This is a genomic window from Enterobacter cloacae complex sp. S2 (genome assembly GCF_015159675.1).
GTDB lineage: Bacteria > Pseudomonadota > Gammaproteobacteria > Enterobacterales > Enterobacteriaceae > Enterobacter > Enterobacter intestinihominis.
This window is the reverse complement of record NZ_JADDTS010000056.1, coordinates 1-25,922: the sequence shown is the minus strand read 5'-3', so window position 1 is coordinate 25,922 and position 25,922 is coordinate 1. Positions and strand designations below refer to the sequence as shown.

Sequence of the window (25,922 nt, the reverse complement as noted above, 5' to 3'; positions counted from 1 at the left end):
TCAGCATCGAGGACAAATAATGAGCAACATTCTGATTATCAACGGCGCGAAAGAATTTGCGCACTCTAAAGGCCAGCTCAATGACACCCTGACCGAGGTCGCGGATGGTTTCCTGCGCGACGCCGGACATGATGTTAAGGTTGTGCGCGCGGACAGCGCTTACGACGTGAAGGCCGAAGTGCAGAACTTCCTGTGGGCCGACGTGGTTATCTGGCAGATGCCGGGCTGGTGGATGGGCGCACCGTGGACCGTGAAAAAATACATGGACGATGTGTTTACCGAAGGTCACGGTTCGCTGTATGCCAGCGACGGCCGCACCCGCTCAGACGCGTCTAAAAAATACGGTTCCGGCGGCCTGTTGCAGGGCAAGAAATACATGCTCTCCCTGACCTGGAATGCCCCGCTTGAAGCGTTCACCGAGCAAGATCAGTTCTTTGAAGGCGTAGGCGTAGACGGCGCGTATCTGCCATTCCACAAGGCGAATCAGTTCCTGGCTATGGAGCCGCTGCCGACCTTTATCGTCAATGACGTAATTAAAATGCCGGACGTCCCACGCTATATCGCAGAATATCGCAAGCATCTCGCGGAAATTTTTGCTTAACTGGTAGCCTGGAATTAGAAGGAGTTAATTATGCTTACCGTTATTGCTGAAATCCGTACGCGTCCTGGCCAACATCACCGCCAGGCGGTGCTGGATGAGTTCGCAAAGATCATCCCGACCGTACTGAAAGAAGAAGGCTGCCACGGCTACGCGCCAATGGTGGACGCCGCCACCAGCGCAAGCTTCCAGGCGACCGCGCCAGACTCGATCATCATGGTTGAGCAGTGGGAAACCGTCGCGCACCTTGAAGCGCATTTGCAGACCGCGCATATGAAAGCGTGGAGCGACGCGGTGAAAGGGGACGTTCTGGAAACCCATATTCGTATTCTGGAGCAAGGGGTTTAAGTTCTGTGAAATTTGCCGGGTGGCACTGCGTTTACCCGGCCTACAACTTCCCTCCCAGGCCCGGTAAGCGTTAACGCCACCGGGCTTTTTTTATCACCTTAACACTCAACTGCTATGCTTATTCTGACTTCATGTTAAACAGGAGGATGGAATGGGTCTTTTTAATTTCGTAAAAGAAGCAGGCGAAAAGCTGTGGGACAATCTGACCGATCATAAGGGTCAGAGCGATAAAATCACCGAGCACCTCAAGAAACTCAACATTCCCGGTTCCGATAAGGTTCAGGTTGACGTCACCGACGGCAAAGCCAGCGTGACGGGCGACGGGCTGACGCAGGAGCAGAAAGAAAAAATCCAGGTCGCCGTCGGCAACATCGCAGGCGTCAGCGAGGTGGAGAACAACATCACTGCGACAGATGCCAAAGATGAAGCTACTTACTATACGGTGAAATCCGGCGATACCCTGAGCGCGATCTCTAAAACCGTGTACGGCGATGCTAACCAGTACAACAAGATTTTTGAGGCTAACCGCCCTATGCTCTCCAGCCCCGATAAAATCTATCCCGGCCAGACGCTGCGTATTCCTAAAGCATAACGTCTAAAACAGTCGGTTCACGTCGCGCAGAGGAACAGAATGAAAATAGCTTGTCTTGGCTGGGGTTCGTTAATCTGGAAAAGCGGCGCGTTACCGGTAGCCGGTGAGTGGCAGACCGACGGGCCTTCTTTGCCCGTCGAGTTCTGTCGGGTCAGCGATGGCGGTGAACTGGCGACCGCCATCTGTATGAATGCCCCTGCCGTGCCGGTGCTTTGGGCATGGCTGGAGGCCACGACGTTGAGCGTGGCCTGCCGCGCTTTGCATGAGCGCGAAGCCATTCCCGAGGATCGCTGCGATGGTATTGGCTCGCTACTAATCACCGGACGCGACACGGGTATCCTGACAACATGGGCCAGGGAGAAAGGTATTGAAGCGATCATCTGGACCGGGCTCCCGCCGAGAAGCGCGTCACAGGAAGGCAGGGTTCCTGCCGTGGACGAAGCCATCGCTTATCTCGACGGCCTCAGCGGAGAGACCCGCAGCCATGCGCGGGACTATATTTGCCGCGTGCCTGCCCAGCTTGATACGCCCTACCGGCGCGTCATTAAAGACGTGCTTGGATGGTAATCCCCCGGCCAGTCACCAGTACAGTTTCCAGCTCCGGGTGAAACGCACCAGCGCCTCAACGTAGAAGTAATCTCCCCAGCTTGCGCACTCATCCACGCCTTTGTTGCTCCCGAGGTGGTAAACCGAGTGTTTAAGCAGCCCGTTGCCCTTTTCTTCTCTCCCCATCAGATAGTGTTTCGTCAGTGACGACATAATGCCTTTAGCCCATTCCATATAGCGCTCGCGATCCGGATCCGTGACCGGCAGGTGTTTCACCAGCTCCAGCAGCCCACATACCGCAATCGCCGCCGAGGAAGAATCACGCAGCGCGTCGGTGCCCACCAGCGCCAGATCCCAGTGGCAGACGTAGTCGTCGGGCAGGCGATTGAGGAAGTAGTTCGCCAGCCGTTTTGACAGGGCGATCATCGTCTCGTCGCCGGTATAGATATAGCTCAGCAGGAAGCCGTAAATTCCCCACGCCTGCCCGCGTGACCAGCAGGAGTCGTCGGCGTAACCCTGCTGGGTGTTGCCGTAGCGCGGTGCGCCGGTTGTCACATCCATATAGTAGGTGTGGAAGGTGGAGGCATCGTCACGAATGAGGTACGTCGCCGCCTGCATGACGTGCGCTTTTGCGGCGTCGGCAAAGCGCGGATCGCCCGTCTGCTCCGTTGCCCAGTAGAGCAGCGGCAGGTTCATGTTGCAGTCGATGATCATCCGCCCGGCCTGGTCCGGATCGGAGAGATCGCCCCACGCCTGGATGATCTTCGCTTTCTCGTGGAAGCGTTCCAGCAGAGCTTCCGCCGCCAGCAGCGAGAAGCCGCGCGCCTCGCGATTTCCGGTCAGCCGCCACGCGGCTACGCAGGAGAGCGTGTAGAGGAAGCCTAAATCGTGGGTGTTGGTGTCGTTGCGCCCGGCGATGCGCAGGCCAAACGAGCGCACGTGTTTTTCCGCCATCGCGCGGAATTTTTCCTCGCCGCTCATCTCCCATGCCAGCCATAGCTGCCCGGTCCAGAAGCTGGTGGTCCACTCCACGTTGTCAGTCAGCGGATAAAAACCGTTCTGGCAGGTTTCCGCCGGGAATTTGTCGCCGAACTCCGTTAAATGACGGCTAATCAGGTCCAGAACGTGGCTGCGCGCCGAATTCAGTTCATCGCTGAATGCGCGGGAGTCAACGGGCGCAGCGATAACAGGCAGACGTTCTTCTTTGATACGACTTAACATATTTCGGTTCCTTCTTTGACGGCGTAATTTATCGTGTTGACGTTTCTGCTACGTTCAGCGCACGAGCCCCGCGCCATTTGCTCTGACAGGCGGATAACGTAAAAGCAGAAATAAGGGTAAAGGTCAGCGCCGTTGCGCCCATGATGATATAGGTGTGCTCAAAGCCAATACGGTCATACATATAGCCGGCAGGGGAAGAGACCACCACGTTGCCAACGTAGAGCATTGCCTGATAGCCGAGTAAATACATGGTGGCATTGACGCGCTTGTCGAAATGCTCGGCGATATATTTAAATACCGACACCAGCAGGAGACAAATTTCCAGACCGTACAGCGGCTTAAGCACTGAAATTAACAGGTGAGAATCACACATGCCGGAAATGATCAGACGCGCCCCGACCACCAGCCCGACAATTAATAGCCCGCGTTTGGCGCCAATAAAGTTCACAAACAGCGGGACCACCATATACATGACAAATTCCATGCCCGACTGCACGGTCCCGAGATAACCGAATACCGCGTTGCCCTCATGAATATCATCGAAGAAGGTGACGAAATAGCGCGAGAACTGCTGCTCGGCGATAAACATCATCCACGCCACGCCCGCCACGTACAGGCAGAAGGCCCAGAATTTGCGGTTTCGCAGCAGGGCGTAAACGTCTGACGGGGCGATTTTCTCTTTCGTCAGCACCTCGCCCGCGTGAATGGAGTTAGTGTTCACTTTCAGGCTCAGCAGGACGATCAGCATCACCACCGACGCCACGCTGCCGAGAATAAAGTTATACGCCGGTGAGAGGTTAAACAGCAGGCCGGAGAAGGACGATGCCACCGCCCAGCCGAGCGAACCCCACATGCGAATTTGCCCGAACTCCATGCCGTTTAAGCGGCTAAAGCGGTCGGAATACGATTCGCACGCCGCCACACCCGCGTACCAGGCAAAGCTTAAATAGAGCGCGCCGATAATAATCCCCAGCAGGGTATTAGACATTAACAGCGGCTGGTATACGTAAATAAAGAACGGCGCCATCAGGGCCGACATGATCACCACAAAATAGAGCAGGTATTTGCTCATGCCGATCTTATCGAGAATATAGCCGTAGATCGGTTTAAGAATAACGGAGAATATCCCGTTCACCGCAAAAACGGTTCCAATCACCGAGCCGCTGAGATTGGCTTTCTGGCCAAGCCAGATCGCCAGCAGTCCAATACTGGCAGACCAGGTAAAGAAATAGAGAAAGATAAAGCTACTGATTTTGTAATATTCAGTTCTGTTAGTTGTCGATGTGCTTTTCATATCATCCTCGCCGACGTGTAGGGCCAGATTTTTATAATGTGAACGACAGCTTACGTTCGCTTCCGGGTTCGCTAATGACGACCCGGCTATGGGTTATATTCAGCTGCGGCGTCGCCGCAACGGGCTGTTTTCCGCCAGCCAGAACGGCGCAACAGAGCCAGCTTTCCCCTTGCGGGAGGTCGGCCTTTAACAACGGAATGGAAGCGCACTCCGCAAACATAATGCTGCTGTTCGGCGGCGTGACGATGCTGTCTGGCTGGCGGTGAATGACCGGCGAAAGATCGACAATGACGCTGCTGCCGTTTTCAGCCATCAGATAACAACCGCGATCACGCACCTGGTGGGCGGTTTTCATCACCGCAAAGCCGCCCTCGACGGTTTGCAGAGTGCGCGCGCTGTTGATGCGGTGCAGGCGCAGGTGCCACTCCCCGAACGGGATCTGCCAGGTCGCAATCTGCACGTCGCGCCACGGCGACCAGCGCGAGAAAATGTAATGTTCATCCACCCGAACCTCTTCGCACTCGCGACGACCGCGGAAATAGTCATCTTCGTCCGCCAGCAGCAGCATGGAATCGCAGGCGGTATGCTTCAGGCCAAAACGCCCGCGCTCAATGGTGAATCCGAAGCGGCTGGAGTAGGCAAATTTGGTGTATTTCGCTTCGGTGTTGACGTAGTTATTCAGCTCCAGCTGACCAGCGGTGAGCATGACGACGTGCTGCGAAGCTTTCGAATGCATCAGGATCTGCTGCGCATGCGGGATCACATGTTTTTCAGCAAGCGCGGGCAGCGGCTGCTCGTCGGCCTGCCAGAACGGATGCGCCTCCGGCAGCGCCAGGATCAGGTAGGTTTTCAGCGCCCAGTACGGTGAACCGGGGGAGTTGTAATCCTCGCACATCGCCAGGTTCGGATACGCAAACCCCAGGGTAAGAATACCGTCGCGATCGACAATCGACTGCTGCTGCCACCAGCGCAGATGCCGCAGCACAATGCCCTTCACGATACCCGGGGTGAAGACGTCCAGCTGAGAAAAGGCCACCGCGCTCCAGAAGGCAACCATGGCAAAGCGGTAGGTCAGGCTGCGGCCAAACGGCACCGAGGCACCATCGGCGGCGGACCAGTAGATAAAGTCTTCCGCGAACAGACGCGAGCGCTCGCGCAGCACCTTTGCCCTCGCCTCGTCGTCACTCAGGGTGGCGTAAATCAGGCCGTAAAAATGGAAAGCCATGGAGATGTAATAGTCTTTCGGGCGGCCGGGACCGTCGGAGTACCAGCCGTCGCCGAGATAGTAGGCGTCCATCAGCGCAAAGCGGTGGTCAATGGCGGCCTGATCGTACGGCAGGCCGGCGCGCTTAAAGCCGAGCTGGACCATAATGGCAAAATAGTTCCAGTTGCTGTCCGGCATCTGCGCGTCGGTGATTTGGTTGAGCCACGCGTGCAGGTTCATCACCTCGCGCCCGGTAAAGTGCGCGGTGAGTTTATCTCCCAGCAGAGCGAGCCCCAGACCGTAGGCCGCCATCTCTACCAGACGCTGATCGTACGGGCCGGTTTCACCCCAGTAGCCGGTGCTTTGCGGGTCGGTACCAAGCTTAATGGCAGTAAGGTACTTCTCGCTGAACGGCGTGCTTTCGCCGGATGCCATCAGCGGAAACAGCCCCCACAGCGCGCGGGAAAGTCCCTCCATCTGCGCAATATCCGCTGTGTAATGGGCGCAGGTATCACCCAGCGAGAATCGTGAACGGTTCGCCGGAAATTGCGTGTCCAGCGCCTGTAAAAGTGCATTCAACGACGCCACTACATCCTGGCGTGAAGACAACGGATTTGATTTTTCTATGTTTGCCGCCCACATCGGTTCGCCCTCGTAATCAACTGCGGCAAAGCATAGTGAATCCGCAAGGGGCAGAAATGTTAGCCGTGTCACAGGCATGAACGATGAATAAACCTCCAGTTGAGAAAATTTAAAAAGGTGGTTTATAAAGACGGTCAGACGGGAAAAAGTTGAGTTTTATTGCACTATGCGCGACACGCCGACATCCGATCTTCTGGAACTGATCGCCCTGAACGATACCGTGGCCTCGTTCAGCCGCCTGTTTGCCAATACCGTGCGCTACCATCACTGGCACCAGTGTCTGGAGATCCTCTATGTGGAAGAGGGCTTTGGCGTAGCGATTGTCGATAATCGTCACTACACCATGCGCCCCGGACGGCTGTTTTTCTTCCCGCCTTTTACGCTGCACAAGGTCATGGTGGACGAACAGGCGGAGGCAATTTACCGCCGCACCATTATTCATCTCGACCAGCACGCGGTGCTGAAGATCCTGCGGGATTTTCCCCAGACCCGGCAGCGTCTGGAGCGGCTGTCACGCCGTGGCGGCGAAGCGTGGGTCGCCGATTTAGCCCACTTCCATCACCATATCGACCATCTGTTTAGCTGCTATAAACCGCCGATGAACGGCGAGAGCATCGCCAGCCTGCTGATAGGCCTGTTCGCGATGCTGCCCGACGATCGCGACGGCGAGCCGGGAAACAGCCAGGGGATCGCCAGCCAGGTGATGTTTTGGCTCGACGAGCATTATCAGGAGAAATTTCGTCTGGATGCGCTGGCCAATGAGCTGGGAAAATCCCGCAGCTACGTATCGCGAAAATTCCATGCGGAAACGGGCGAAAAAATTCACGACTACCTGAATACGCTAAGGTTGCGTAAGGCGTGTGAGTGTTTACTCCACACTGATTCGAGCGTGCGTGACATTGCCGCACAGACGGGTTTTTCCGACGTGACGTGGTTTATCAGCGCGTTTAAAAAAGGGATTGGCGAGACGCCGCTGCAGTACCGGAAGAACCATCGTGCGGTTTGACGCCCTCACCCACGGGGCTGAGGGTTCCCCACAAATTAATGCGAGCACTGAGCAATCCCCTCGCCCCTCCGGGGAGAGGGTTAGGGTGAGGGGAACATACGGCGGTGGTGGTCATTCCGTTCACTTTATGTTCCTTGCTACTCTGTAACGACATGACCGGTGAACGTGCCAGGGTGGCTCAGTCGCCACCACCCTGGCGACCCGGGCTCCCGGCGGTAAATCGCCGCTTCGCGGTGCCCTCGGCTTATTCCTTCCGGCTTATCGGGTACGGGCGGAGGCAACGTCCCTGTAAAGCCGCCCTCTCGGCGCATCCCTGCGCCTCGCCCCGGCCTGCAGGAAACGCCTCAGCGATTTACAGCCGGACCAGGGCATCGCTGACAGCCCTCAGTCATTTAGAAAGCAACTTTATTGCTTCTGCATAAAAAATTACTGGGGATCCCTCAGCCCACGGGGAGAGGGGGAAAATCAACCGCTCTTCTTGCCCGGCTTTAATCCGCGGTGTAACTCGTTGATGCGCTTCATCGACTTGATGGTGCGCTGCGGCTCGGTGGAGGCGACGGACAGAATAATCATCTCCAGGCACAGCAGCACCGTGCCGTGCAGCGGGATTTTGCCCTTCTCGCCGCCGCGCGGGACGTGGATCACTACGCTTGCCTCTTTGCTAAAGCGCGAGTCAGTGGCGTTGGTCAGCAAAATGGTGGGAATACCCAGGCGCTTCGCTTCGCGCAGCGTGGTCTGTCCCTCCCGGTGCGCGGATTTTTGCGCCATCATTACCAGCACGTCACCGCGCTGTAGGGCAATCAGCTGTTCGGCGAGGCCAATACCGGTGCGGTTGAGCGGGATCGCAGGCAGGCCTATACGGCTAAACAGTCGCGAGGTGTACTCAGCCAGAATGCCGGATGCGCCAATGCCAAAAATAGCGACCTGTCTCGCCTGCGCCAGCAGCGACACCGCCTGCGCCATCGCGTAGCGGTTGCCCGGTTCGGACAACACCGCGCAGGTGTGTTGATGGCCTTCCAGCACAAAATCGATGCTCGCGTCGACGTCGCTGGTAAGCGTGTTTACCGTCGTGGACATCTTCTCGCTGGAGGTGACCACCGGGCCAAACCACTGCTCCAGGGTCTGCTTGAGATCCCGCAGCCCGCCAAACCCAAGCGCCTGAATGGCACGCACCACGGTGGCGTCCGAGGTGTGTAGCACAGCGGCAATCTCCATTGCCGTCTGCTCCATAACCGCTTCACGATTTTCATTGATATAGCTCGCCACCTGCAGCAGGCGCGGCGTCAGCTGGTGCGCCCGCGAGCGGAGGCGGTCGCCGTAGACATCAATTTTTCGGATCATCTTGCGGCCTCCGGCAGCGGACGGCCCGCTATCTGCGACTGCACCTGCGCGGCCATCAGCCCCAGCGATGCAAATGAATTTGAGATCGCTTCCTCGCGGGAGATGAGCACGTAATGCCCGGTTCGGCAGGCGTTGAGAAACTGACACCAGCCCGGCATCACCGCATCCATCGCCGCCAGCTCGTCCTGCGGTTTTCCGCCGGTGTCCCCGCGCCAGGTTGCAAAGACAAAATCAGCATCCAGCTCCGGCAGGCGCTCGGCGCTGACGTCGATGCGCCCGCCCTCCGGGATGCTCTCAATCAGCGGCGGGAACCTGAACCCTGCGTCGCGCAGCACGCGCCCAAGCGAGTGGTAGCTGTGCATGGCGTTGATTTTGCCCTGATTGGCCTGAATCACCGAGACGGTCAGTTTGCTCGTATCGATGGTCGCCTTTAGCGCCTCGATCTGCTCCTGATAGCGACGCTCCAGAATCTTCAGCCGCGCCTCTGTCCCGGTAAGCTGCGCCAGCTTGCGGTAGATCTCCGGCGCGCCGCCGTCGAGGTGATCGATACTCACCGTCGGGGCAATTTTTTCCAGCTGTTCGACCGGCGTGTTGCGGGTCGGCTCGGTGATGATAAGATCCGGCTTCGCCGCGGCGATGGCTTCAATATCGATATCGGCGGTGCCGATGAATGTGATGTCGGAATTATCAAAATCGATGCCCGTCAGCATGCCGCTGGAGCGCAGAAAATGGCTGCCGTCCGGTCGGGTTCGGCCATGGCTGGCAACCGGCGGTACGCCAAGCTCGATCAGCGGAATGGTGATATCCAGGTCGTGCAGGGACACAATCCGCTTCGGGTTAACCGGCACCACCACTTTGCGGTTCAGGTCGTCAGTAAACGTCTGCGTTGGCTCTGCGGCTCCTGCAGCAAAACCCACCAGCACCAGCATTGCAAAAAATACGCGCATTTCTATCCCCTAAAATCGATCCCGACGCTGCCAGAGCAGCAGCAGGAAAAACGGTCCGCCAATCAGTGAAATGACAATTCCCGCCGGCAGCTGCAACGGGAGAAATGCCAGCCGCCCGACGTTATCCGCCAGCAGCACCAGCAGCGCGCCCAGTACGGCACTTCCCGTCAGCAGTGCCGTTTGCCCTCCGCGCAGCAGCAGGCGCGCCATGTGCGGGGCAATCAGCCCGACAAAGCCGATACTCCCCACGCAGGAGACGCAGGCCGCGGTGAGCACCACGGGGGCAAACACGCGCAGCAGTGCGAGGCGTGAAGTCCGCACGCCCAGCCCCGTCGCAGTGTGGTTGCCGAGCAAGGCTACGTCTGCGGCGCGCGCGGTAAAGAGCAGCAGCGCAAACGCAGGCACTGTCCAGGCAGCAGCGATGCTGATCAGCGTCCAGCTTGCCGCATGCAGACTCCCCGCCAGCCACAGCATCGCCGTCTGGACGTCGCGCACGTCGGCGGTCGTCATAAAGACCCCCATCGCGGCGGCAAACGCCCATGACACGCCGATGCCGATCAGGATGAATCGCGGGCGCGAGATATCACGCGCCAGCGCCACTACCAGCAGCGCGGTCAGCAGCCCACCGGCCATGCCGATAAGTGGACGCCAGTACGGCCCCAATCCCGGAAACTGAAAAATCAGCAGCAGCACCGCCGCGCTACAGCCCTCTTTCACGCCGATAAGTCCGGGGTCAGCAAGGCCGTTGCGGGTAATGGACTGCATGGCCGCCCCCGCCATGCCGAGCATCGCGCCGCACAGCACCGCCATCAGCAGGCGAGGCAGGCGGATATCCATCACAATGTAATGCGCATCCGCCGTCAGACGTTCAGGATAAAACAGCGCACGTCCGATGGCGGAAGCAGGAATGGGCAGCGAGCCGTGCGTCAGGCCAAAACTTAGCAGCAGTAAAACGGCAAGGATTAAAACGGTCAGATACAGCAGCGCCCTCGGGCGAACCAGCGCCGAGAAGGAGGAAAATCGTACTGCCCTCAATCCAGCCCGGTTCATTTGAACATCCTTGACGCCATAAGGATAAAGACCGGCGCGCCGACCAGCGCAGTCATCACGCCGGTTGCCAGCTCATACGGCGTAAACAGCGTGCGGGCGGCGATATCCGCCATCAGCAGAACCAGCGCCCCGCAGAGGGCTGAGAGCGGCACCATCACGCGCAGGTCCACTGATACCAGACGGCGAATCAGCTGCGGCACCACGAGTCCGATAAATCCGATCGGTCCGGCAACTGAAACCGCCGCGCCGCACAGCAGGGCGATGGCCAGCAGCGCGAGCAGGCGCGTTTTCAGCAGCGACACGCCAAGCCCCTGCGCCATTCTGTCCCCCAGCGCCAGCATGTTCAGCGACGGCGACAGCCAGAGCGCCAGCGCAAAACCCACGGCAGCGGCCCCCGCGGCGCTAGCGGTCGTCTCGCCGATGACTCCCGCCACATCCCCCGCAAGCCAGGTCCGCATGGCCAGCAGCGTCTGTTCATCCAGAATCAACACCGTGGCGGTTATCGATGAGGCAAATGCCGACATCGCCACGCCGCATAGCGTGACCTTCATCGGCGTGAGACCGGTACGCCCGGATGAGGAGAACGTTAGCACCAGCAAAAAGAGCGCGGCGGCGCCAGCTGCGGCTATCAGAGGGCGGCCAAACGGCAGCGACAGCCCGAGGGCACTCGTCAGCACCACCGCCAGCGCCGCCCCTGCATTAAGCCCCAGGATATGCGGCTCGCCGAGCGGGTTGCGGATCACTGACTGCAGCAGCACGCCCGCGACGCCGAGCGCCGCGCCCGTCACCAGGGCGGCGCACAGTCGCATCAAGCGCAGCCTGACGATCACGCTATGCTCAAAATTGCGCGGGTCGAAGTGGAAAAATGCGTCTACTACCGTCCGGGGGGCGATAACGCGCGCCCCGATGCTCAGGTGCGCAATCGCGCCTGCCAGAAGCAGCAGCGTAAAGAGAATAAAGGCCACAGACGTGCGCATCATGGTTTGTCGACAGCCTGACGGAACGGCATAAAGAACGGCTTGCCGGTCAGCGGGTTAACCGACATATGCACGTCGACATCAAACACCGCTTTGATCAGCTCCGGCGTGCAGGCATCGCCCTCATGCAGTACCCCCTCAACCTTTCCCTGACGTAAAAAGACCAGCGAATCACCGTAGTTCACGGCGAAGTTGAGATCGTGCAGAACCACCACCACGGTGCGCCCGTGCCGGCGAGTCAGCGTGTGCAGCAGTTCGAGGATCTCCACCTGGTAGCGAAGATCGAGGTACGTCGTGGGTTCATCCAGCAGGATATAGGGCGTTTGCTGCGCCAGTACCATGGCGATCCAGCAGCGCTGGCGCTGGCCGCCGGACAGGCTTTCAACCAGATGATGGGCAAACTCTGCCGTCCCGGTCAGGCGTAACGCCTCCTCCACGGCCCGCTCGTCTTCCTCGCTCCACTGGCGCATCACGTTCTGCCAGGGGAAACGTCCGCGCGAGACCAGCTCAAATACGGTTAACCCTTCTGGAAGCAGCGGAGACTGCGGGAGGATCCCGAGCTGGCGGGCGACCGCTTTGGTTGGCTGCGAGTGGATGGCTTTGCCGTCCAGCACCGCGCTGCCGCCGAGCGGCTGAAGCAGCCGCGCGAGGGTACTTAACAGCGTCGATTTTCCGCAGCCGTTTGCGCCCACCAGAACAGTCATTTTCTGCTGGGGGATCGCAAGGGAGATATCATCAACGATGATTTTTTTCTGGTAACCCGCGGAGAGGTTCTCAAGAACCAGTCCCGGCTTTTTGATGTAGTGAGCCACGTGAACGCCAACGTAAGAAAAAAAACCAACAAATAAAAATAAAACTCATTCTCTTTTGTGAGTTTGCCGCCGCGCCATGTAGTAGTCAAGCGAAGATACACCCTGTAAACCCCAGGGATAACTGAGCATCTCTGCACAAATTAAAATTCATTTTTATCGACTATTTTCAATGCCTTAAACAAGAAACCAACGCGTATTAGCCATAGAGAAACCTCTGTAGCGAAATTTTTATTTATTCCGTTTACTACTACACCTCCTCATGCTTGAATGATTCTCAATTACAAGTCCGATGCCGTAGAGGCTAACGGACAGACCGTAAGGGCAATGACTCACACATTCTTCCGCGAGCATTTCATCGCAGGATATTTTGGGAAAACAGATGTAATGGCTAAGTTCACACCTTCATTCGCCGGGGTAAAAGGGCGCGCGCTCTTTTCACTCCTGTTCATGGCGCCTCTGGTGCACGCAGCAGCAAAAGACGGTGAGACGCTTACCGTCACTGCCGACCCTTACGCTTCCACCGACGCCACCAACGGCTATCAGCCCCTGAACACCTCCACCGCCACGCTGACCAACATGCCGATGCTGGACATCCCGCAGGTGGTCAATACCGTCAGCGATAAAGTGCTGGAAGACCAAAACGCGACCACGCTCGACGAGGCGCTGTATAACGTCAGCAACGTGGTGCAGACCAACACCCTGGGCGGCACGCAGGATGCCTTCGTGCGCCGTGGCTTCGGCGCAAACCGCGATGGCTCGATCATGACCAACGGCCTGCGCACCGTGCTGCCGCGCAGCTTCAATGCCGCAACCGAGCGCGTGGAGGTGCTAAAAGGCCCGGCCTCGACCCTTTACGGTATTCTCGACCCCGGCGGCCTGATTAACGTGGTGACCAAACGCCCGGAGAAAACCTTCGGCGGCTCGATTTCTGCCACATCAACCAGCTTTGGCGGCGGTACCGGACAGTTTGACGTCACCGGTCCGATTGAAGGTACGCGTCTGGCCTATCGCCTGACGGGGGAGTATCAGGACGAGGATTACTGGCGTAATTTCGGCACCGAACGCAGCACCTTTATTGCCCCGTCTTTGACCTGGTTCGGCGATGATGCCACCGTGACCGTGCTCTATTCGCATCGCGACTATAAAACGCCGTTCGATCGCGGAACGATCTTCGATCTCAACACCAAAAAGGCCGTCGACGTCGATCGCAAAACCCGCTTTGATGAGCCATTTAACGTGACCGACGGTCAGTCCGACCTCGCTCAGCTTAACGCGGAGTATCGCCTTAACAGCCAGTGGACCGCGAAGTTCGACTACAGCTACAGCCAGGATAAGTACAGCGATAACCAGGCTCGCGTGATGGCCTACGATTCAAAAACCGGCAACCTGACCCGCCGCGTGGATGCGACCCAGGGTTCGACCCAGCGTATGCACACAACGCGGGCAGATTTGCAGGGGAACGTGGACATCGCGGGCTTTTACAATGAGATCCTGACCGGCGTGTCGTATGAGAATTACGATCTGCTGCGTACGGACATGATCCGTTGTAAGAACGTTAAGGATTTCAATATTTACAACCCGAGCTACGGCAGCCTCGGCAAGTGCACCACCGTCTCGGCATCCGACAGCGATCAAACCATCAAGCAGGAGAGCTACTCCGCTTACGCGCAGGACGCGCTGTACCTGACCGATAAATGGATCGCCGTTGCCGGACTGCGCTACCAGTATTACACCCAGTACGCGGGCAAAGGCCGTCCGTTTAACGTCAACACCGACAGCCGCGACGACTAGTGGACGCCGAAGCTGGGCCTGGTATACAAGCTCACGCCGGCAGTCTCCCTGTTTGCTAACTATTCCCAGACGTTTATGCCGCAGTCGTCCATTGCGAGCTACATCGGCGACCTGCCGCCGGAAACGTCGAACGCGTATGAAATAGGTGCTAAATTCGACCTGTTCGACGGCATTACCGCCAACATCGCGCTGTTTGATATCCACAAGCGCAACGTGCTGTACACCGAGAGCATCGGTGATGAAACCGTCGCCAAAACCGCGGGCCGCGTGCGCTCGCAGGGTGTCGAAGTGGATCTCGCCGGATCGCTGACCGAGAACACCAACATTATCGCCAGCTACGGCTATACCGATGCGAAGGTGCTGGAAGACCCGGACTACGCGGGCAAACCGCTGCCGAACGTGCCGCGCCATACCGGCTCCCTGTTCCTGACGTACGATATTCACAATGCGTTTGCCGGGAATACGCTGACAATTGGCGGCGGCGGGCACGGCGTGAGCCGTCGTTCAGCGACTAACGGTGCGGATTATTATCTGCCGGGCTATTTCGTGGCGGATGCATTTGCGGCGTACAAAATGAAGCTGCAATATCCGGTGACGCTACAGGTGAACGTGAAAAACCTGTTTGATAAGACCTACTACACGTCGTCGATTGCGACCAATAACCTGGGCAACCAGATTGGCGACCCGCGTGAAGTGCAGTTTACGGTGAAGATGGAGTTTTGACGTCAGTGCGAGGCGTTCCCCTCACCCTAACCCTCTCCCCAGAGGGGCGAGGGGATCGATCGTAGGCCCGGTAAGCGCAGCGCCACCGGGCAAAAAAAAGCCCTGCATCGCAGGGCTTTTTCAGCATCAGGCCTCAATATCCGCCATATCGCCTTTCTCCTGCAGCCAGTTACGTCGGTCTTCAGAACGTTTCTTGGCAAGGAGCATATCCATTACGGCATTAGTTTGCTGTTCATCTTCATCGCTGATGGTCAGCTGCACCAGACGGCGCGTGTTCGGATCCAACGTCGTTTCGCGAAGCTGCATCGGGTTCATCTCGCCCAGCCCTTTAAAGCGCTGCACGTTCGGTTTGCCCTTCTTGCGCTTCAGCTGTTCCAGCACGCCCGCTTTCTCTTCTTCCGTCAGCGCATAGTAGACTTCTTTGCCAAGGTCGATACGGTACAGCGGCGGCAGCGCCACGTGGACGTGACCGTTTTTCACCAGCGTGCGGAAGTGCTTCACGAACAGCGCGCACAGCAGCGTGGCGATGTGCAGACCATCGGAGTCCGCATCCGCGAGAATGCAGATCTTGCCGTAGCGCAGCTGGCTCAGATCGTCGCTGTCCGGATCGATGCCGATCGCCACCGAGATATCGTGTACTTCCTGCGAGGCCAGCACTTCATCAGACGAGACTTCCCAGGTGTTGAGGATCTTACCCTTGAGCGGCATGATCGCCTGATACTCACGATCGCGCGCCTGCTTGGCCGATCCGCCCGCCGAGTCCCCTTCCACCAGGAAAAGCTCGGTGCGGTTGAGATCCTGGGCGGTACAGTCCGCCAGCTTGCCCGGCAGCGCGGGGCCGCTGGTCAGCTTTTTACGCACCACTTTCTTCGCCGCGCGCAGACGACGCTGGGCGCTGGAGATCGCCATTTCAGCCAGCATTTCTGCGGCCTGAACGTTCTGGTTCAGCCACAGGGTAAACGCATCTTTCACCACGCCGGAAACAAACGCCGCACACTGGCGTGACGACAGGCGCTCTTTAGTCTGACCGGCAAACTGCGGATCCTGCATTTTCACGGAAAGCACGTAGGCGCAGCGGTCCCAGATATCTTCTGCGGAAAGCTTCACGCCGCGCGGCAGAATGTTGCGGTATTCGCAGAACTCGCGCATCGCATCCAGCAGACCCTGACGCAGGCCGTTGACGTGCGTCCCCCCGAGCAGCGTTGGGATCAGGTTGACGTAGCTTTCCGTCAGCAGCTCACCGCCTTCAGGTAGCCACAGCAGCGCCCAGTCCACCGCCTCGGTATCACCTTCGAAATTCCCGACGAACGGTTTTTCCGGCAGGGTCGGCAGGCCGTTAACCGCTTCGCACAGGTAGTCGTTCAGACCCTTTTCGTAGCGCCAGCTCTGTTCGGTGTTGTTAACGTGATCTTTAAAGGTGATTTCTACGCCTGGGCACAGCACCGCTTTGGCTTTCAGCAGGTGCGTCAGGCGGGAAACAGAAAAGCGTGGGCTGTCGAAGAAGCTTCCGTCAGGCCAGAAATGGACGCTGGTGCCGGTGTTGCGTTTACCGCACGTCCCGACGACCTGCAAATCCTGCACTTTTTCGCCGTTTTCAAACGCGATGTTATACACCTGTCCGTCGCGACGGACGTTCACTTCCACGCGCTTTGACAGGGCGTTAACCACGGAGATCCCCACGCCGTGCAAGCCGCCAGAGAACTGGTAGTTTTTGTTGGAGAACTTACCGCCCGCATGCAGACGGCAGAGGATCAGCTCAACGGCAGGAACCCCCTCTTCCGGGTGAATATCCACCGGCATGCCGCGGCCATCGTCGATGACTTCCAGCGACTGATCGGCGTGCAGGATAACGTCCACGCGTTTGGCATGACCTGCCAGCGCTTCGTCCACACTGTTATCAATTACTTCCTGGCCCAGGTGGTTTGGGCGCGTCGTATCGGTGTACATCCCCGGGCGGCGGCGAACCGGCTCAAGCCCGGTGAGTACCTCAATGGCATCAGCGTTATAGGTTTGCGTCATGATTTAAGCTAGCAATTCGCATTGATTGTCAGTGGCTGTGCAGTCCAAGAAAATCGACAATCTGGGTGAAATGATCTTCAAAGCCCGTGAAAGCATGGTTTCCGCCCTCTTCTACAGTCTGGCGGCAGGATGCGTAATACGCCACTGCCTGGCGGTAATCCAGCACTTCATCTCCCGTCTGTTGCAGCAGCCAGATAAGATCGGGCGCTTCAAGCGGGTCGACCTGCATAACTTTGAGATCGTAAATATGGCGTGACTCTAGCACATATTGTTGGCCGGTGTAGGGGTTCTCGTTTTCGCCAAGAAAGTCCCTTAACAGCTCAAATGGCCGGACCGCCGGGTTAACGACGACAGCGGGCAACATAAAGCATTGCGACAGCCAGGTGGCGTAGTAGCCGCCAAGGGACGAGCCGACAACGCCAAACGATTCGCCGCCGTGTTCAAGCACAATCGATTCCAGCATTTCTGCCGCGTCCGCCGGATAAGGGGGCAGCTGCGGAATAATCATCTCCACGTGCGGATGATGTTCGCTCAGCCACTGGCGAAACTGCGTCGCCTTTGCGGAACGCGGAGAACTGTTGAACCCGTGCAGATAGAGGAGCGTCGACATCAATAGCCTTCTGAAGCGGTATCCGGGCGGAACTGCGCGCCAGCCAGACGGCACACTTCGGTGGTCAGCGAGCCGTCGGCATGCAGGTCCAGCCAGCGCCAGCCCGGTGCGATGGTGTCCAGCGTGAAGTTAGCGCAATGGGGCTTGAACTGCACGCAGGTGGACGGCGTCGCGAGCAGGCGGCGACCGTTCCAGTCGAGATCCTGTTCCTGGTGAATGTGCCCACACAGCAAATTTTTCACGCGCGGGAATTTCGCCAGCACGCTATCCAGCGCCGCAGAGTTGCGTAAGCTGTGCTGATCAAGCCAGCTACAGCCCGCCGGCAGCGGATGATGATGCAGTAACAGCAGCGTATTACGATTCGGTTCGGCGGCCAGTTTTGTCTCCAGCCAGTCAAGCTGATAGTCGCTCAACTCACCGTGCGGAACGCCAAACACCTGACTGTCGAGGAGCAGAATTTGCCACTGGTCCCCCGTAAAGACACATTTTGCCGGCGAAATCCCCGCCTCCTGAAGCGAACTGTACATGGCGGGCTGAAAATCGTGATTGCCCGGTAGCCAGACGCAAGGCACACTAAAGCTCGCAATTCCTTCGGCGAAATGCTGATAGGCTGCGGAGGATTGATCCTGCGCCAGATCGCCTGTCGCGACGATCAGATCGCATGGCCGCTTTTCAGCATGGATCGCGTCAAGAACCGCCTGATAACTCTCCCAGGTGTTCACGCCCAGAAGCGTCTCATGCTTTTCGGCAAAAAGGTGGGTGTCGGTGATTTGTAATATCCTGACTGGCGCCCCACCAGCAACAGTCAGGTTCAACAGGCTTTCCAAATGGTGTCCTTAGGTAGGTTTATGACGCTAACAAACCGGAATCGCCATTGCTCCATGTGCTAAACAATATCTTAGCCAGTCGGCTAAAAACTGGTTAATTTGATGCTTTTCGTCGCGTTGATGCAACTTTTTATTCGGATAATCATACCGCGCTTTGAAGCGAAAGATCTGCTGGCTTGAACACACTTCAGCGACCATCGCATCATGATAAAGACGTACCGTCATTGACGGCAGGCTCCAGTAGCTGATGCTCGGCGCCGTTTGCTCAATCTCCACCAGCGTAGTGTAGCGCGTTGAATCTGTTATCGTTAACCGATACTGCGCGTTGCTCACCTGATAGCTTACCGTTTCGCCGGGCGCGTCGTTTCGCGGCAGCAGGCGGCGCAGCTGGGCAAAATTGGTTTCGCACAGGCGCATCATTTCTGGGAAGTCAGGTGTATAGCGCTTCATTTTTTCCACTCGTTTCGTAAATTCTGATGATGCAGTTGCAGCCATTGCAAGGCGATGACAGACGCTGCGTTGTCGATTAAACCCTCTTCTACCCATTGGTAAGCCTGCTCCCGACTCACCACATGAACCCGAATATCTTCGTTTTCATCTGCCAGACCGTGGATCCCTTTCGCTGTCGTGGCGTCCACTTCGCCCACCATAATAGATGAGCGTTCCGTTGTTCCCCCCGGACTTGCCAGGTAGCTCAACACCGGTTTCGTCCGACCGATCGCCAGGCCTGCCTCTTCCAGCGCCTCGCGGCGAGCGACGTCTTCGACCGACTCACCCTCCTCGATCATCCCGGCCACCATCTCCAGCAACCACGGCGTTTCGCTGGTATCATACGCCGCAATACGGACCTGCTCGACCAGCACGACTTCATCACGCACTGGGTCAAAGGGTAGCAAGACTGCCGCATGCCCGCGCTCAAAAATTTCGCGTTTGATTTCACCGCTCATTTCACCGTTAAACAGGCGATGCCTGAAACGGTAAAGTTCCATTGAAAAAAAACCGCTATAAAGCGTTTCTCGTGCAATAATTTCTACATCGTTTTTGGCGAAGGTGACAGGCACGTTTTCTGGTTTTTGCATCGGTCGAGTCCTGGTAGCAATGGTGATGAAATTGTGAATTTCAAGGCTGTTTGGCTGCCGTTTGTATGGCTATATGGTAGATTGGAGCAAATTACCGCCAGATGGCACGTTACGCCAACCTTTTGGTGTGGATGATTCTGTTAGAATCGGCAATTATTTTTAATTAGATCAGCGCTAATACTGCTTCACAACAAGGAATGCAAATGAAGAAATTGCTCCCCATCCTTATCGGCCTGAGCCTGACGGGCTTCAGTGCAATGAGCCAGGCAGAGAACCTGTTACAGGTCTACCAGCAGGCACGTCTGGGCAACCCTGATTTACGTAAATCAGCGGCCGATCGTGATGCTGCGTTTGAAAAGATTAACGAAGCACGTAGTCCACTGCTGCCGCAGTTAGGCTTAGGTGCAGATTATACCTACACTAACGGTTTTCGCGATAACAATGGCATCGACTCGAATGCCACCAGCGCCTCTTTACAGCTTACACAGACCCTGTTCGACATGTCCAAATGGCGTGAATTGAGTTTGCAGGAAAAGAGCGCAGGCATTCAGGATGTCACCTATCAGACCGATCAGCAAACGCTGATCCTGAATACCGCGACCGCCTATTTCCAGGTGCTGAGCGCGATTGACGCGCTCTCCTATACCGAAGCGCAGAAACAGGCGATTTACCGCCAGTTAGATCAAACCACCCAGCGTTTTAACGTAGGCCTGGTCGCGATCACGGACGTGCAGAACGCCCGTTCACAGTACGATACCGTACTGGCTAACGAAGTGACCGCACGTAACAACCTCGACAACGCACTGGAAGCACTGCGTCAGGTCACCGGTAACTACTATCCTGAGCTGGCCTCTCTGAACGTGGACAGTTTCAAAACGGACAAACCGCAGGCGGTTAATGCTCTGCTGAAAGAAGCGGAAAACCGTAACCTGACCTTATTGCAGGCGCGCCTGAGCCAGGATCTGGCACGCGAGCAGATCCGCCTTGCACAGGATGGTCACCTGCCAACCCTGAGCCTGAGCGCCTCTACCGGCGTATCGGATACCAGCTACAGCGGGTCTAAAACGACGTCTCAGGCCTATGACGACAGCAACGTTGGCCAGAACAAAGTGGGCCTCAGCTTCTCTCTGCCGCTGTACCAGGGCGGGATGGTTAACTCTCAGGTGAAACAGGCGCAGTACAACTTTGTGGGCGCCAGCGAGCAGCTGGAAAGCGCGCACCGTAACGTGGTGCAGACCGTGCGTTCTTCCTTTAACAACGTCAATGCCTCTATCAGTAGCATCAACGCTTACAAACAGGCCGTTGTCTCTGCGCAAAGCTCTCTGGACGCGATGGAAGCAGGCTACTCCGTCGGTACGCGTACCATCGTTGACGTGTTAGACGCAACGACCACGCTGTATAACGCGAAACAGCAGCTCTCCAGCGCACGTTACCAGTACCTGATTAACCAGCTGAACATCAAGCAGGCGCTGGGTACGCTGAACGAGCAGGATCTGCAAATGCTGAACAGTACGCTGGGTAAACCGGTATCCACGTCGCCTGACAGCGTGGCGCCGGAAAATCCAGAGCAGGATGCCGCGGTTGATAACTTCAACGCTAACGGCAGCGCCCCGGTTGCACAGCCAGCGGCAGCACGCAGCACCTCACCTGCCAGCAGCGGCACGAATCCGTTCCGCAACTAAGTGTGTCATCAGGCCCAGTGCGGCCTGATGCCCTCACCCCAGCCCTCTCCCACAGGGAGAGGGAGCACATTAATCCCCCCCGAACGTAAGCCAACGTAAAGATCCCCCGGATTTCGCCCCTCTTCGCTTCATTTTCAACCACTCATCCTCTATCCTGAGCGTTAATACCCCTGGGTCCTGGAAGACAAATATGAAACGGACAAAAACGATGAATCACGCGTCGTTCCGCAAAAGCTGGAACGCACGCCACCTGACACCTGTCGCGCTGGCGGTCACCGCCGTCTTTATGCTGGCAGGCTGTGAGCAAAGCGACGAAACGGTGTCGCTCTATCAAAACGCTGACGATTGTGCGAGCGCAACCGGTAAAGCCGCCGAGTGTACGACGGCCTATAACAACGCCCTGAAAGAGGCAGAACGTACCGCGCCGAAATATGCCTCACGCGAAGACTGTGTAGCCGAATTCGGCGAAGGCCAGTGCCAGCAGGCTCCTGCTCAGGCAGGTATGGCGCCGGAAAACCAGGCGCAGGCACAGTCCAGCGGTAGCTTCTGGATGCCTCTGATGGCGGGTTATATGATGGGCCGTCTGATGAGCGGCGGCGCGGGCTACCAGCAGCAACCGCTGTTTAGTTCTAAAAACCCAAACAGCCCGGCGTACGGTAAATACACTGATGCCACCGGCAAGGGTTACGGTGCTGCAACGCCTGGCCGTACGATGACCGTACCGAAAACCGCGATGGCACCGAAACCAGCCACTACCAGCACCATTACCCGTGGCGGCTTCGGTGAGTCTGTGGCGAAACAAACCACCATGCAGCGTAGTGCGACCGGCTCTTCGACTCGCTCAATGGGCGGCTGATCATGGAACGAGTCAGTATTGTCGAGCGCCCGGACTGGCGCGAAAAAGCCACCGAATACGGTTTCAACTTTCACACCATGTACGGCGAGCCGTACTGGTGTGAAGACGCTTACTATAAGCTCACGCTCGCGCAGGTCGAAAAGCTTGAAGAGGTGACCGCAGAACTGCACCAGATGTGCCTGAAGGTGGTAGAGAAAGTCATCGACAGCGATGAGCTGATGACCAAATTCCGCATTCCGAAGCACACCTGGAGCTTTGTTCGTCAGTCCTGGAAAACGAACCAGCCTTCGCTCTACTCTCGCCTCGATTTGGCATGGGATGGCGTTGGTGAACCGAAGCTTTTAGAAAACAACGCAGATACGCCAACCTCCCTGTACGAAGCCGCGTTCTTCCAGTGGATCTGGCTGGAAGATCAGGCGAATGCCGGAAACTTGCCGGAAGGCAGCGACCAGTTCAACAGCCTTCAGGAAAAACTGATTGAGCGTTTCGCCGAACTGCGTGAACAGCACGGTTTCAACCTGTTGCACCTCGCCTGCTGTCGCGATACCGAAGAAGATCGCGGTACGGTTCAGTATTTGCAGGACTGCGCAGCCGAAGCGGAAGTGGCGACGGAATTCCTCTATATCGAAGAGATCGGTTTAGGTGAAAAAGGTCAGTTTACGGACACGCAGGATCAGGTGATCAGCAACCTGTTCAAGCTCTACCCGTGGGAATACATGCTGCGCGAAATGTTTTCTACCAAGCTGGAAGACGCCGGTGTGCGCTGGCTGGAACCAGCCTGGAAGAGCATTATCTCCAATAAAGCCCTGCTGCCAATGCTGTGGGAGATGTTCCCGAACCACCCGAACCTGCTGCCTGCTTACTTTGCCGAAGATGATTTCCCGCCGATGGAGAAATACGTCGTTAAGCCAATCTTCTCCCGTGAAGGCGCGAACGTCTCGATTATCGAAAACGGTAAAACGCTGGAAGCGGTTGAAGGGCCGTACGGTGAGGAAGGGATGATCGTCCAGGCGTTTTATCAACTGCCGAAGTTTGGCGACAGCTATACGCTGATCGGCAGCTGGCTTATTAACGATCAGCCTGCCGGGATTGGTATTCGCGAAGATCGCGCGCTGATTACGCAGGATCTGTCGCGTTTCTACCCGCATATTTTTATTGAATAAGACTTGCCGGGTGGCGGCTTCGCCTTACCCGGACTACATGTCGAGCGTAGGCCCGGTAAGCGCAGCGCCACCGGGCATGTTTTACCCCACCTGCACCGACAGCATACTCAAGCTCCCCATCTCAATACCGTCGACCGGTGTTGTAATAACCTCCTGACCGTCCCATGCGCCTAATACATACAGCAATGGCAAGAAGTGTTCCGGCGTCGGGTTAGAGAGCGAACCGCCGTCGTGATCCAGATAGTTCACCAGCGGATGTGTTTCTACCGGCCCTTGCCAGGTCAGGTTGTCTTTTACATAGTCATTAAAGGCTGTTGCCCAAGGGTACGGCGTATTTTCACCGTGCCAGCGTACCGTACGCAGGTTATGCACCACGTTGCCACTGGCAATCAGCATGATGCCCTCATCACGAAGCGAAGCCAGCTTACGCCCCATCTCCATGTGCCAGGCAGCCGGTTTGGTGCTGTCGATACTCAGTTGCACCATCGGGATATCCGCATCAGGATACATCTTAATCAGCACGCCCCATGAGCCATGGTCAAAGCCCCAGGCTTCTTTGTCCAGGGTGACCGGGAAAGGTGCCAGCAAATCCACCAGCGTTTGCGCCAGCTCAGGCGAACCGGGGGCCGGATAATGCGTATCGTACAGCGCCTGCGGAAAACCGCCAAAATCATGGATCGTTTTTGGCGCTTCCATGGCCGTCACGCCGGTACCCCGGGTAAACCAGTGCGCAGAGACCACCACAATTGCCTTCGGACGCGGTAACGTCTTACCCAGCTGACGCCAGGCGCGGGTATAGACGTTATCTTCCAGAACGTTCATGGGGCTGCCATGGCCTAAAAACAGTGCTGGCATACGAGAAGGAGACATGGTGATATCCTTAGAGGAAGTGACAAAGTGATGGGCCTACATTACGCGCATTCAGGTGAAGATGAACGTAGATAACCGTGAAGATCATCATCAGGAAATTTGAATGCCAGATATCGCTTAAGGAGAATGCATGTCAGTACCTTTGATTTTGACCTTACTTGCGGGCGCCGCGACCTTTATCGGTGCGTTCCTTGGGGTACTCGGTCAAAAACCCTCTAATCGCCTGCTGGCCTTCTCGCTGGGTTTCGCCGCCGGGATCATGCTGCTTATCTCGCTGATGGAGATGCTGCCCGCCGCGCTTCACGCCGAAGGGATGTCGCCTGTTCTGGGCTATGGCATGTTTATCATTGGCCTGCTGGGTTATTTTGCACTCGACCGTATCCTTCCTCACGCGCACCCGCAGGATCTAATGCAAAAAAGCGTTGCCCCCATCCCTGGCAATATCAAACGCACGGCCATTCTGCTGACGCTGGGTATCAGCCTGCATAACTTTCCGGAAGGTATCGCCACCTATGTCACGGCCAGCAGCAACCTGGAAATGGGTTTTGGTGTCGCGCTGGCCGTTGCTTTGCACAATATTCCTGAAGGACTTGCCGTTGCCGGGCCCGTTTATGCCGCCACGGGTTCAAAACGTACAGCTGTCTTTTGGGCGGGTATCTCCGGGATGGCTGAAATTCTCGGCGGCGTGCTGGCGTGGCTGATCCTCGGTAGCCTCGTATCCCCGGTTGTAATGGCTGCAATTATGGCTGCCGTGGCCGGGATTATGGTCGCGCTCTCTGTCGATGAGCTGATGCCGCTGGCAAAAGAGATCGATCCCAACAATAACCCAAGCTACGGCGTGCTGTGTGGAATGTCAGTGATGGGGATGAGTCTGGTTCTGCTACAAACGGCAGGTATTGGTTAAGAATTAATGCCTCCGTTTCATACGGAGGCATTATACTATTCAAAATAACAATCCTATATATTTATCCTATAATAACTCACCAAATATAAACCCATTAGAATTTCAAAAAAAGGCGTCTCTTAAGATAGCCTGAAAATATTAATTAAAAGCACCTACAAATATATTTAAGTCACGTTAATCGCGTATTTCCACCCCAATCCGTATACTTTGCAAGCATACTGAAATTAATATTCACATTATGAATCACTCTGAAAAAGGATATTTCCATGTATATGGGTAAGAAATTACTGTTAGCAGCGGCTATGGCTGGCATTGTGTCGGGTTCTGCTTTTGCTGAAGATCAAGGCTCTGGCAAAATCAAATTCAAAGGTGTTGTTATTGACGCACCGTGCAGCATCGCACCAGACAGCGTTGATAAAGAAGTCGATCTGGGTGAAGTGACTACGGCCGTTATCAACGCCAACAAAAAATCCACGCCGGTTCCGGTCGATATTAATCTGGAAAACTGCCAGCTTGACGATCCGGCAGACGAAACCGACACGCCAATTACCAAAGTGGATGTCACCTTCACCAGCGCAGCGACAGACGCGACAGACACCAGCCTGATGAGTAACACCTATGCAAGTGGTGCGCAGAACGTGGGTGTACGTCTGCTGGATAATGCGGAGGCTGCTATCACGCTGGGAGAATCCAACGAGGTTGAGTTGCTGGCAGGATCAACCACCCAGACGCTGCATTTCAAAGCGGTTATGGAAGTCCCCACGGGTAAAACTGCGACGGCAGGCCAGGTTGAAGCCACGGCTAAGGAAGGTGCGAACAA

The 25,922-nt window shown here is 56.6% G+C and carries 24 protein-coding genes and 1 pseudogene; 11 read left to right on the top strand and 14 right to left on the bottom strand.

Annotated features, from left to right (window positions below):
* Positions 1–19: 19 nt before the first annotated feature.
* The 4 genes from IPZ49_RS21555 to IPZ49_RS21540 all read left to right on the top strand — a co-directional run bounded on the left by IPZ49_RS21555 (position 20) and on the right by IPZ49_RS21540 (position 2,105).
* On the top strand, positions 20–601 hold the full coding sequence (locus IPZ49_RS21555; protein ID WP_063147133.1) for an NAD(P)H-dependent oxidoreductase: 582 nt from the start codon (positions 20–22) through the stop codon (positions 599–601).
* A 30-nt stretch (positions 602–631) separates the two neighbouring features.
* Positions 632–946 (top strand): putative quinol monooxygenase, encoded by a 315-nt coding sequence (locus IPZ49_RS21550; protein ID WP_003862506.1) that lies wholly within the window; start codon positions 632–634, stop codon positions 944–946.
* A gap of 151 nt (positions 947–1,097) precedes the next feature.
* Entirely contained in the window at positions 1,098–1,538 is a 441-nt protein-coding gene (gene lysM, locus IPZ49_RS21545) for a peptidoglycan-binding protein LysM (protein WP_022649412.1), read from the top strand.
* A 39-nt stretch (positions 1,539–1,577) separates the two neighbouring features.
* Entirely contained in the window at positions 1,578–2,105 is a 528-nt protein-coding gene (locus IPZ49_RS21540) for a hypothetical protein (protein WP_063147135.1), read from the top strand.
* A 12-nt stretch (positions 2,106–2,117) separates the two neighbouring features.
* Here IPZ49_RS21540 and IPZ49_RS21535 read toward each other — a convergent pair whose 3' ends face one another.
* From IPZ49_RS21535 to IPZ49_RS21525, 3 genes are read right to left on the bottom strand one after another with little or no spacing between them, the layout of a single operon-like run.
* Positions 2,118–3,305, bottom strand: coding sequence for a glycoside hydrolase family 88 protein (locus IPZ49_RS21535; protein WP_045622724.1), 1,188 nt, complete (start codon positions 3,303–3,305; stop codon positions 2,118–2,120).
* Between the two features lie 28 nt (positions 3,306–3,333).
* Positions 3,334–4,599, bottom strand: coding sequence for an oligosaccharide MFS transporter (locus IPZ49_RS21530; protein ID WP_022649415.1), 1,266 nt, complete (start codon positions 4,597–4,599; stop codon positions 3,334–3,336).
* A gap of 31 nt (positions 4,600–4,630) precedes the next feature.
* Entirely contained in the window at positions 4,631–6,445 is a 1,815-nt protein-coding gene (locus IPZ49_RS21525; protein ID WP_063147136.1) for a DUF2264 domain-containing protein, read from the bottom strand.
* A 166-nt stretch (positions 6,446–6,611) separates the two neighbouring features.
* Between IPZ49_RS21525 and IPZ49_RS21520 the strand changes: the two genes are divergently transcribed.
* On the top strand, positions 6,612–7,451 hold the full coding sequence (locus tag IPZ49_RS21520) for an AraC family transcriptional regulator (protein ID WP_022649417.1): 840 nt from the start codon (positions 6,612–6,614) through the stop codon (positions 7,449–7,451).
* 465 nt (positions 7,452–7,916) lie between these two features.
* Here the strand turns inward: IPZ49_RS21520 and IPZ49_RS21515 are convergent, their stop codons facing one another.
* From IPZ49_RS21515 to IPZ49_RS21495, 5 genes are read right to left on the bottom strand one after another with little or no spacing between them, the layout of a single operon-like run.
* Positions 7,917–8,792, bottom strand: a complete 876-nt coding sequence (locus tag IPZ49_RS21515) for a MurR/RpiR family transcriptional regulator (RefSeq protein WP_015571883.1) — start codon at positions 8,790–8,792, stop codon at positions 7,917–7,919.
* On the bottom strand, positions 8,789–9,739 hold the full coding sequence (locus tag IPZ49_RS21510; RefSeq protein ID WP_023306962.1) for an iron-siderophore ABC transporter substrate-binding protein: 951 nt from the start codon (positions 9,737–9,739) through the stop codon (positions 8,789–8,791). Before IPZ49_RS21510 ends, IPZ49_RS21515 begins: the two co-directional genes overlap by 4 nt.
* Positions 9,740–9,748: 9 nt before the next feature.
* Positions 9,749–10,789, bottom strand: coding sequence for an iron ABC transporter permease (locus IPZ49_RS21505; RefSeq protein WP_063146976.1), 1,041 nt, complete (start codon positions 10,787–10,789; stop codon positions 9,749–9,751).
* Entirely contained in the window at positions 10,786–11,769 is a 984-nt protein-coding gene (locus IPZ49_RS21500) for an iron ABC transporter permease (protein WP_022649420.1), read from the bottom strand. The genes IPZ49_RS21505 and IPZ49_RS21500 overlap by 4 nt, the downstream gene beginning before the upstream one ends.
* On the bottom strand, positions 11,766–12,578 hold the full coding sequence (locus IPZ49_RS21495) for an ABC transporter ATP-binding protein (RefSeq protein WP_023306964.1): 813 nt from the start codon (positions 12,576–12,578) through the stop codon (positions 11,766–11,768). Before IPZ49_RS21495 ends, IPZ49_RS21500 begins: the two co-directional genes overlap by 4 nt.
* Before the next feature lie 384 nt (positions 12,579–12,962).
* Between IPZ49_RS21495 and IPZ49_RS21490 the strand changes: the two are divergent.
* Positions 12,963–15,092 (top strand): annotated as a pseudogene (locus tag IPZ49_RS21490) (TonB-dependent siderophore receptor).
* Between the two features lie 126 nt (positions 15,093–15,218).
* Here IPZ49_RS21490 and parE read toward each other — a convergent pair.
* The 5 genes from parE to nudF are packed head-to-tail and all read right to left on the bottom strand — an operon-like array spanning position 15,219 to position 19,627.
* Positions 15,219–17,111 (bottom strand): DNA topoisomerase IV subunit B, encoded by a 1,893-nt coding sequence (gene parE, locus IPZ49_RS21485; protein WP_063146975.1) that lies wholly within the window; start codon positions 17,109–17,111, stop codon positions 15,219–15,221.
* A 28-nt stretch (positions 17,112–17,139) separates the two neighbouring features.
* Positions 17,140–17,721 (bottom strand): esterase YqiA, encoded by a 582-nt coding sequence (yqiA, locus tag IPZ49_RS21480; RefSeq protein WP_023306967.1) that lies wholly within the window; start codon positions 17,719–17,721, stop codon positions 17,140–17,142.
* Positions 17,721–18,548 carry a 3',5'-cyclic-AMP phosphodiesterase gene (cpdA, locus tag IPZ49_RS21475; protein ID WP_023298619.1) on the bottom strand — a complete coding sequence of 276 codons (828 nt, stop codon included), beginning with the start codon at positions 18,546–18,548 and terminating at the stop codon, positions 17,721–17,723. The genes yqiA and cpdA overlap by 1 nt, the downstream gene beginning before the upstream one ends.
* Positions 18,549–18,575: 27 nt before the next feature.
* A complete protein-coding gene (locus IPZ49_RS21470) occupies positions 18,576–18,998 on the bottom strand; it encodes a DUF1249 family protein (RefSeq protein ID WP_063146974.1) in 423 nt (140 codons plus the stop codon).
* Complete coding sequence (gene nudF / locus IPZ49_RS21465; protein ID WP_022649425.1) at positions 18,995–19,627, bottom strand: ADP-ribose diphosphatase; 633 nt, start codon at positions 19,625–19,627, stop codon at positions 18,995–18,997. Before nudF ends, IPZ49_RS21470 begins: the two co-directional genes overlap by 4 nt.
* A gap of 203 nt (positions 19,628–19,830) precedes the next feature.
* On the opposite strand from nudF, the gene tolC reads away from it, so the two are divergent.
* The 3 genes from tolC (at position 19,831) to IPZ49_RS21450 (ending at position 23,328) form a co-directional block, all read left to right on the top strand.
* On the top strand, positions 19,831–21,309 hold the full coding sequence (tolC, locus tag IPZ49_RS21460) for an outer membrane channel protein TolC (protein ID WP_022649426.1): 1,479 nt from the start codon (positions 19,831–19,833) through the stop codon (positions 21,307–21,309).
* Positions 21,310–21,499: 190 nt separating this feature from the next.
* Entirely contained in the window at positions 21,500–22,165 is a 666-nt protein-coding gene (locus IPZ49_RS21455) for a DUF1190 family protein (RefSeq protein ID WP_006811983.1), read from the top strand.
* A gap of 2 nt (positions 22,166–22,167) precedes the next feature.
* Positions 22,168–23,328 carry a glutathionylspermidine synthase family protein gene (locus IPZ49_RS21450; protein ID WP_022649428.1) on the top strand — a complete coding sequence of 387 codons (1,161 nt, stop codon included), beginning with the start codon at positions 22,168–22,170 and terminating at the stop codon, positions 23,326–23,328.
* Between the two features lie 81 nt (positions 23,329–23,409).
* Here IPZ49_RS21450 and ygiD read toward each other — a convergent pair whose 3' ends face one another.
* Positions 23,410–24,198, bottom strand: coding sequence for a 4,5-DOPA dioxygenase extradiol (ygiD, locus tag IPZ49_RS21445; RefSeq protein ID WP_063146973.1), 789 nt, complete (start codon positions 24,196–24,198; stop codon positions 23,410–23,412).
* 130 nt (positions 24,199–24,328) lie between these two features.
* Here ygiD and zupT point away from each other — a divergent pair, with 130 nt between their 5' ends.
* Positions 24,329–25,102 (top strand): zinc transporter ZupT, encoded by a 774-nt coding sequence (gene zupT / locus IPZ49_RS21440; RefSeq protein WP_022649430.1) that lies wholly within the window; start codon positions 24,329–24,331, stop codon positions 25,100–25,102.
* A 266-nt stretch (positions 25,103–25,368) separates the two neighbouring features.
* On the top strand, positions 25,369–25,922 hold a 554-nt coding region (locus IPZ49_RS21435), incomplete at its 3' end, for a fimbrial protein (protein ID WP_193762872.1).